The sequence below is a fragment of the Clostridium sp. genome, from assembly GCF_036646415.1.
Taxonomy (GTDB): Bacteria; Bacillota; Clostridia; order Clostridiales; family Clostridiaceae; genus Clostridium_J.
The window spans coordinates 48,938-57,457 of record NZ_JAVXMF010000018.1 but is presented as its reverse complement, the minus strand read 5'-3'; the positions used below and the strand labels follow the sequence as shown (position 1 = coordinate 57,457).

8 protein-coding genes and 1 pseudogene are annotated in these 8,520 nt (G+C 28.7%); 6 read left to right on the top strand and 3 right to left on the bottom strand.

Going from position 1 to position 8,520, the window contains the following annotated elements; translation table 11 throughout:
• Positions 1-141: 141 nt before the first annotated feature.
• From RSD37_RS12145 to RSD37_RS12135, 3 genes are read left to right on the top strand one after another with little or no spacing between them, the layout of a single operon-like run.
• Positions 142-1,116, top strand: a complete 975-nt coding sequence (locus RSD37_RS12145) for an ATP-binding cassette domain-containing protein (RefSeq protein WP_346947004.1) — start codon at positions 142-144, stop codon at positions 1,114-1,116.
• Positions 1,113-1,916 (top strand): ABC transporter permease, encoded by an 804-nt coding sequence (locus tag RSD37_RS12140; RefSeq protein WP_346947003.1) that lies wholly within the window; start codon positions 1,113-1,115, stop codon positions 1,914-1,916. Before RSD37_RS12145 ends, RSD37_RS12140 begins: the two co-directional genes overlap by 4 nt.
• A 3-nt stretch (positions 1,917-1,919) precedes the next feature.
• Positions 1,920-2,702 carry an ABC-2 family transporter protein gene (locus RSD37_RS12135; RefSeq protein ID WP_346947002.1) on the top strand — a complete coding sequence of 261 codons (783 nt, stop codon included), beginning with the start codon at positions 1,920-1,922 and terminating at the stop codon, positions 2,700-2,702.
• Positions 2,703-2,873: 171 nt separating this feature from the next.
• Here RSD37_RS12135 and RSD37_RS12130 read toward each other — a convergent pair whose 3' ends face one another.
• Positions 2,874-3,869, bottom strand: a complete 996-nt coding sequence (locus RSD37_RS12130) for a DUF4003 family protein (protein WP_346947001.1) — start codon at positions 3,867-3,869, stop codon at positions 2,874-2,876.
• 433 nt (positions 3,870-4,302) lie between these two features.
• Between RSD37_RS12130 and RSD37_RS12125 the strand changes: the two genes are divergently transcribed.
• On the top strand, positions 4,303-4,524 hold the full coding sequence (locus RSD37_RS12125; protein ID WP_346947000.1) for a hypothetical protein: 222 nt from the start codon (positions 4,303-4,305) through the stop codon (positions 4,522-4,524).
• A gap of 32 nt (positions 4,525-4,556) precedes the next feature.
• On the opposite strand, the gene RSD37_RS12120 is transcribed toward RSD37_RS12125, so the two are convergent.
• Positions 4,557-4,868, bottom strand: coding sequence for a hypothetical protein (locus RSD37_RS12120; protein WP_346946999.1), 312 nt, complete (start codon positions 4,866-4,868; stop codon positions 4,557-4,559).
• Between the two features lie 1,093 nt (positions 4,869-5,961).
• Between RSD37_RS12120 and RSD37_RS12115 the strand changes: the two genes are divergently transcribed.
• Positions 5,962-6,525, top strand: coding sequence for a peptidylprolyl isomerase (locus tag RSD37_RS12115; RefSeq protein WP_346946998.1), 564 nt, complete (start codon positions 5,962-5,964; stop codon positions 6,523-6,525).
• 375 nt (positions 6,526-6,900) lie between these two features.
• Here the strand turns inward: RSD37_RS12115 and RSD37_RS12110 are convergent, their stop codons facing one another.
• Positions 6,901-7,578, bottom strand: coding sequence for a hypothetical protein (locus RSD37_RS12110; RefSeq protein WP_346946997.1), 678 nt, complete (start codon positions 7,576-7,578; stop codon positions 6,901-6,903).
• 575 nt (positions 7,579-8,153) lie between these two features.
• On the opposite strand from RSD37_RS12110, the pseudogene RSD37_RS12105 reads away from it, so the two are divergent.
• Positions 8,154-8,398 (top strand): annotated as a pseudogene (locus RSD37_RS12105) (transposase); the annotation flags it as partial.
• Positions 8,399-8,520 lie beyond the last annotated feature (122 nt).

The window sequence follows — 8,520 nt, the reverse complement described above, 5'->3', positions numbered from 1 at the left end:
TTATATAGGTATATTTTGAAAAAGAAGACTTGCCAACTTTTACTTGACTCAAACACAATGTTACAAACACTTTCATAATATGTAACAATATGGTATGATATATAAGCATTTCACCTAATTTTATATAGGAGGTGTTATTTATTGATAGAAGTTAAAAATTTATCTAAAACTTTTAAGGTTTTTAAAAGAGATCCAGGATTTGGAGAAGCTGTAAAGTCACTATTTAATAGACAGTATGAATTAGTACATGCACTTAGTAATGTATCTTTTAATATTGATGAAGGAGAGATGGTAGGGTATATTGGACCTAATGGTGCGGGGAAAAGTACTACGATAAAGATTATGAGTGGTATTTTAAATCCGGATGATGGGCAATGTATCATCAATGGAAGGACTCCTTGGGAAGACAGGATAAATCATGTGAAGGATATAGGGGTAGTTTTTGGTCAAAGATCTCAGCTTTGGTGGGATGTGCCTGTAGTAGATTCCTTTGAGCTTATAAAAGACATTTATAAAGTGCCACAAATTCAATATGAAAAGAACATTAAAGAACTTGTAGATTTACTTAATATTGGAGATATAATTAAAACTCCAACACGTCAGCTAAGCCTAGGTCAAAGAATGAGATGTGAGATAGCAGCTTCATTAATTCATAACCCTAAAATTTTATTTCTAGATGAACCTACCATAGGGCTAGATTCTGTATCTAAAATTGCAGTAAGAGAATTTATAAAAGATGTTAATAAAGAACGAAAAACAACGGTTATTCTTACAACCCATGATACTCAAGATATAGAAGCATTAACAAAAAGAATAATTTTAATTGGCAAGGGAAGAGTTCTTCTAGATGGACAGTTAGATGATTTAAAAGAAAGATTTAATAAAGAGAGAACTATAAGCCTTGATTATTACGGAGAGTTAGATCAGGTTTGTACTGGTTTAAGAATTGCTGAAAAATATAAGGGAAGAGCAGTTATTGAAGTAGATACAACGAAAATTTCTGTGTCAGAGGGTATTTCTTATTTATCATCAAAGGTAAATGTTAATGATATTCAAGTAAGTTCCACTACTGTAGATGATGTAGTAATTGGACTTTATAGGGAGTTCAAAATATGAGGGCATATTGGAGTTTTTTTAAGATAAGATTTATAAATGGACTTCAATATAGGACAGCAGCCTATGCAGGTGTAGCTACACAACTTGCTTGGGGCTTTATGTATATAATGTTATATCACAGCTTTTATAGAAGTAATCCCGCAGCAATTCCAATGGAAATTTCAGAACTTTCAACTTATATATGGTTACAACAGAGTTTTTTAGCACTATTTATGACTTGGTTTTTAGATAATGAAATATTCGAATTAATTTCTAGTGGGAATGTTGCTTATGAGTTTTGTAGGCCTTTAGATATTTATAATATGTGGTTTGCAAAAAATCTAGCTATTAGGATATCTAAAACATTACTAAGATGTTTTCCAATACTTATAATTGCATCTTTTTTACCAGGGACATATAGGTTTAATGGGCCAGCTACATTATATTCATTCATATTATTCTTAATATCAATGGTTGTTGGGGCTATAGTGGTCATTGCTTATTGTATGCTTATTTATATATTCACATTTTATACTGTATCACCAATGGGGATTAGAATGACCATGGTTATGATAGCAGATTTTTTTTCAGGTGGACTCGTTCCACTACCATTACTTCCTGAATATTTAACTAAATACATTTATCTTACGCCTTTTGCCGCTATGCAAAATACACCTTTTAGAATATATACAGGTGGTATTCTAGTTAATGAGGCGGTAATATCAATAATTCTTCAAGTATTTTGGGCTGGAGTATTAATTGTAATTGGTAGATTTGCTATGAGTAAAGCAATAAAGAAAGTTACAGTGCAGGGAGGATAAATTATGAGGTTATATTTAAAGTATTTTTCAATTCACCTAAGATCAGCTATGGAGTATAAAACTTCCTTTTTCTTAACTGCTATAGGACAAGGTATGACAACCATATTTTCATTTCTATCTATGTACTTTTTATTTAATAGATTTGGAAGTATTGAGGGGTACAGCTTTAATGAGGTTTTATTATGCTTTAGTACTATATTTATCTCCTTTGCACTAGCTGAATGTTTTGGAAGGGGATTTGATAGGTTTTCGGTAATAATATCAAATGGAGAGTTTGATAGAATAATGTTAAGACCACAAAATGAAATTATACAAGTGTTAGGAAGTAAAATTGAGTTTTCTAGAGTTGGAAGACTACTTCAAGCCATGGTTATCTTCATATACGGAATAAGCACATGTGGAGTACAGTGGACATTAGGAAAAATGTTTACACTAACACTTATGATAATAGGCGGAGTATGCTTATTTTTTGGGTTGTTTATGATATATGCTGCTATATGTTTTTTTACAATAGAGGGATTGGAATTTATGAATATTTTCACAGATGGGGGGAGAGAAATAGCTCAGTATCCTTTAAATATTTATAAAGATTGGGTTATGAAGTTTTTTACTTTTGTAGTTCCACTAGCCTTTGTAAATTATTATCCTTTTCTTTATCTTATAGATAGAGTACAAAAGAATAAGGTGTTATATATGATATCACCACTTTGTGCAATACTTTTTCTTGTGCCATCATATATTTTATGGAGAATTGGGGTAAGACATTATAAGTCTACAGGATCATAGAATAGTAAAATTCAACTAAACAAGATAGGGATAAACATCTATTATAAAGGTGCTTATCCCTATCTTGTTTTTTATAATGATTTCTAAAAATTCCTTGATGAAAAATACTTAAGTTTACAGTTTAACAGAAATTATAAAAACTATTATATTTAAATATCTAGATATAGAAGTTTAGCAAGAAGAGGATGAAGCAGCCGCCGCTGCAGCTCCAGCACTTGCACTTGCTGCGGCAATTTCCATAGCAATAACAATTGTTAATACTGCATTAGTGGTTGTATTAATTAAAGTATCTTTAGATTCACTTGTAAGAGCGTCAATATAATTCATACAAACTAATGATGCAGAAATCATATTTCTTACAGTAGTTCCAAGGGAGAAGGAACCAAATCTCTTTTGTGTTTTAAGAAATTCAGAAGTTTCTTTGATGTTTTTAGCTAATGCTTCATAATCATCAGTAACCATTGAAGCTACTCCTAAAATAGGTAATGCATAACTTTTTAAAGGTATAGAATTATTTTTCAGAGCATTGTTAAGTGATATTACACGTGTACACTTATGTTCAGAAGAATCTTCACTTAAGGATAATATATGAGATAATCCTTGAAGCTTATTTCCAGCCCAGAATCCTTGATTTTTTAGAATGGTATAGCATTCCTCAATATCTGAGAAGGTTTTTTCTAAGTTTGTTGATGTAACTGCAATCATGGCAGCTGCTGATACATCATCAGCTCCAGTTAAAAACCAATGATTGCCTTTCATGAAATCATAAGCTTTTCTTGTATCACTAATAACTCCATCTATATTAAACTTATTTCTTGATTTATAAAGTACCCATGCAGCTAAAACTAGATATTGGCTATTCATAAATACATCTTTTAGTTTGTTGTAGATATCAATAACTTCTTTCAAGCTTTCTTCAGGATTTTCTTCAAGTGATAAATTTACAGCAGTTGTTAGTAAATTATTACCTCTGAAATTTGAGAACATTGAGGTATTACTTTTAATAATATCTCTACATAAGTTTACTTTAGATACATCAATAGTAGTGTTTTTTAAGGTTAGAGTTAGAGCATTACACTTCTTGAATATACTCATACCAAAGGTACCATTTACATTATCTATTTCCTCGCTATTTGAAATCATTAAATTAATTTTATCATTAACCATATTAATACACCTCTCATAAAAAAAGTAATTATAAATATATTATACCTAAGATTGTTTTAAATTAGAATAATGTATAGTGTGACCCCTTGTAGGTTACAATAGCGATCATACTCAAGATCCTATGGCGCTGTTGCTTAAAACTGATGGACAAACAAGTTTTGGCCCATTATGGGAAGGTGCAATGAATTTAAGTATACCAGGCAATCTAGATGTTGCTTTGTTCACTAAATGTTATACTAAGTATAAGTAGTGTATAAAAAACAGCAGGAGATTTATCTTGTTAAGGGTAGTTCTCGATAAATGTGAAAAACACGTTAATACATTTTTGTAATAACACATTTTTACACTATTTCTGGGAGTAATATAGATGTAAACACTTGTTTTAATGTATAATATATTTTAAAGAAAAGAATGAAAGTAGGTAGATTAAAAGATGGGAAAATATTTAATATCTTTAATTTCAATTGTTGTAAGTGTTATATGCATAGTTTCCTATAATATTATATGTTATAGAACTTTACTGGATCCATTCTTCTTAATGCCAGTTGCTTGGTTATTTTTTAAAATTGGAATTATCACTGCATTTGCAGTTTTTGTAATCTCTTGTGTTCAAAAATTAAAAAAATACAATAATTCAATTGATGAAATAAATTAACCATAAAAAATTATAGGTTATAGTACATCATATCAGAATGAATATACGCTATTTGGGATTATGAACCATAATCCTGATTTGGTTTTATATAAATGCATTCCTGAAATAGAATTATCACCCGATGATATGCGAATTGATACGTTTCTTTTATCATCGGAAGTATATTCTAACTCTGCAGTTTCTTTTAACGTATAAACAAACTCTTGACACAAAATGTAACGTCTTGCAACCCTTACTGGATCTGCATGTATAAATATAAATGATGATAATAAATAAATAGTAATAATTAAAGAACAAATAGTAGTTAGTTTTAGCTTTTTCATACTTAGTTTTGGTTTTTCCATGATAAATATCTCCTTTCTTGAGCATATTCATAGTACATTGATAACATAAAGATATAATGCACATATAGTATATGATAACATATTTGGGAAATAATTATATTTAATTTGTAGGTATAAGATATTATTCAAGGTCTTTGAAATTCTTGATTACGTTGAATCATATTCAGCAACTTTTCAAAATTCATTTTTATTTATATTATTAAATATTTTACAATTTAAATTAAGGGTTTTGAATTATTATTCAGTAACCTTTTAATGGTGTCTCTATTTTACTTATCTTTTTTTATATTAATTATTATCGATGCCAATGCTAGTATTTTAGATAAATTGATTTGAACCCAAAAATAATTGAAGTAAATTGTAAAATATAGTATATTAAAGTAAGTAGAGGAGAGGATAAAATATGCTGTACTATGCTACTATTATTTTTGCATTAATAATAATACCATATTGGGTTATATCACTATTTTTAATATTTAAAAATAAATTTAATAATAAATTTATACATTTCTTACTAAAAGATGAGGCTTTCAATTTAATTATATCAAATAAATATACATTTAAAACATATATAAAGATAAGAATTACAGTATTAATACAGCTTACATCATATATTCTTATGCTTATTTTTTTCATAACTATTTTAAAATCATCTAATAAGTATGCTTTGTCAATGAAATGCGTTTCTATTACAGTGACTCTATTCCTTATATGTAATATTGGTAATAATTTAATCATAAAGTATTTAAAAAATAAAGATGAAATTTTATAGCATTATAAGATTGTTATTTTAAACATTTATTTTCAAAAAAAATTACAATTTAAGTCCCTCAATGAGATGCATACCATAAAGGTGGTATACCACATCTTTAAATAGATTATACTTTATTCATAGGGTGTAGCCAACAAAACTCAAGTTGAAATCTCTACAACCCCTAGGGGGTGTAGTATTTTCCAATGAAAATACTTGCTTTTGAAATTGTACAAAATAACTTAGAGGATTTTGTAAGGTTTATAAACAATATAATTAAAGCTATAGAATAGGGAAAATCAAATTAAGACAGTTTAAAGTAAAGGAGTTGACATAGTAAATATGAAAAATCCAATAGCAACTATGGCTATAAAAAATGGGAGTAAAATAATGATAGAACTTATGCCTAAGGAAGCTCCAAATGCAGTAAATTGCTTTATCTATTTAGCACAAAAAGGATTATTTGATAACAGGGAAATAAAAAGAATTGCTCCAAATTTTGTGCTACAACCAACATATGATTCTTTTGGAAGAGATCCTGAATGCAATGTAGCATTGAATGGTGAATTTAGAGAAAATGGAATAAATAATAATTTAAAAATTGAAAAAGGAATAGTAGCATTAGGTGGAGATGGAGAAAAAATGTCAGCGGGGAGTTGTTTCTTTATTACATTAAGTGATGAAGCCGGTAAAAAATTGAACGGCAAATTTACTGGATTCGGTAAAATCATAGAAGGCTTTGCAGAGGTTGAACGTATAGTATCTGTAGAAACAAAATCTATTGATGTAGGCATAGAAGGTGTTATAGTTAATGAACCTGTAATACCTGAAATAATTGAAAGCATAACAATTGAAACTTTTGGTGAAGAATATGATGAGCCAATCATAATAGGTATAGCTGACTGATAACTTGAAAATATATTAAAAGCCATAAATTTATTAGCGGATAACTTACCCTTTCTTTTAATAAATCATATTGTGAATCAAATAAAAATTTAGAAGTTTATATTTGGGAGTAAAAGTATGTAATAAATATATTGTATGAGTATATATATTACACCCACAAATTAACAAAAGGAGGTGATAATATGCAATCAAAAGAAGGGATATAAGAACCCTCATTCTTAATATCCCTTAAATTATTTAATGTTATTTATCATCTGGATTATGTTCTTTAATAAATCTAATAATCAATTTTACAATCCATATAGTTCCTGGAATTAGCAGTATATAAAAAGCTATACTTAAAAATCCGAATATCTCCTCCATATTAATTCCCCTTTATATACTAGACGCCCAAAAATACTGTTCACCATTAAGATTTTGGCAAGAAACTCTAACACCTATTACTTTACTTGTGCCAGGTATTTTAACCCCTATATAATGCCCTAATCGAATGGAATAAGAGCGTGTTATTTTTTTACTATCACTGGATTTACTCCCTATTTTTTTAGATACATATTCAACTTTTGTAAATGGACCATTTGAAGGCTTAATATCAGTACCTGTAACATTAACCCATTGTTTAACACCACTAACAGTTTTATAAGTTCCACTTACACTGTAATTTATAGTCAAACCTCCAGTGTATGAACTTCGGCGTATTAAAGTGGCAATAGGATAACTTATTAATGAATAGTTTGTTAAGCTATTTTTAGCTGTAACACTCCCACTATTTTCATCTGTAACAACTCCACTCCCTTGAATTGATATTATTGGATCTTCAACGTCAGAGCTCTGTTCTCGTCCTGTAATTATAGCATTTTGTAATTGTTTCAAACTAATTATATCGGTAATTTCAACATCTGAATCAGACTCATCATAAATTTTATATTCTAAATTGTATTGGTTAGCTATTGCTATAACCCCCCCTTCAGTAATATCTGATTCTTCTCCTTCAAGTGTTAGTGTATCAGCATAGCATGTTCCAACACTTAAGCATGCAAATATTAATGTCAATAATAAACTAAAAACCTTTTTTTCATATTTTAAAAGCCTCCTCAGTATTTATACATAAAATGTAAAGTTGCGTATTAAATTACATTTATTAACTGTTATAACATTTATTTTAATAAAATAAAGCAATGAAAATCATTCCAATAAATATATTTTTCTACATATAAAGTCTATTTTGTCGTAACTTTGTAACTACTCTTTTGACTCTATGTTTCAAATGCCAATCAATTCTTAATACCTCTTAGTTATACTTCATTTAATTACTCTTGTTTCTATATAAAACTCTCTAAAATCCTCTAAGCTTTCACTTTTTTTATAATTAGAATTTTAAACAAATACTTTACATATCGTATTTGGTTCGATAAACCGCTCGTTAAATTAATTTATTATTCGACCAAACCACTAATAGTGTAAATTATATAATGGAAATGTGTAATAGTTCCAACATGGAGTATATTTGTTACAACAATGTAAAACTAAGGCCTATCGGCACTACAACTAGAAAATCAAGGGGTACAAGAGCTAATGGAAACCGTAAAATGCAGGCATCTAAGGTGTTCTTAAATAAACGACTAACTTCTCTAGGAAATATAACAAGTCCCGAAGGTATTTTTCTTAGAATGAACAGATAACAATTCAAGTTGAAGGTGCCTTTGGTGTTCTAAAGGAAGACTATGGATTCAATAGATTTTTAACTCGAGGTAAAAAGAATGTAAAAATTGAATTTACCCTATTAAGTTTTGGATTTAATATTAATAAACTACATAACAAGATTCAAAATAATAGGTGCGGACAAGCACTTCACAGCATAAAAGCTGCTTAATGTTCATAACTATAATATTTTTTAAAATGAATATGATAGAGTGATAACATACTATTGGAGGTGTTATCACATGGTAAATAAAGATGATTATATAAGAATTAGGGTAAGCAAAGAATAGAAGG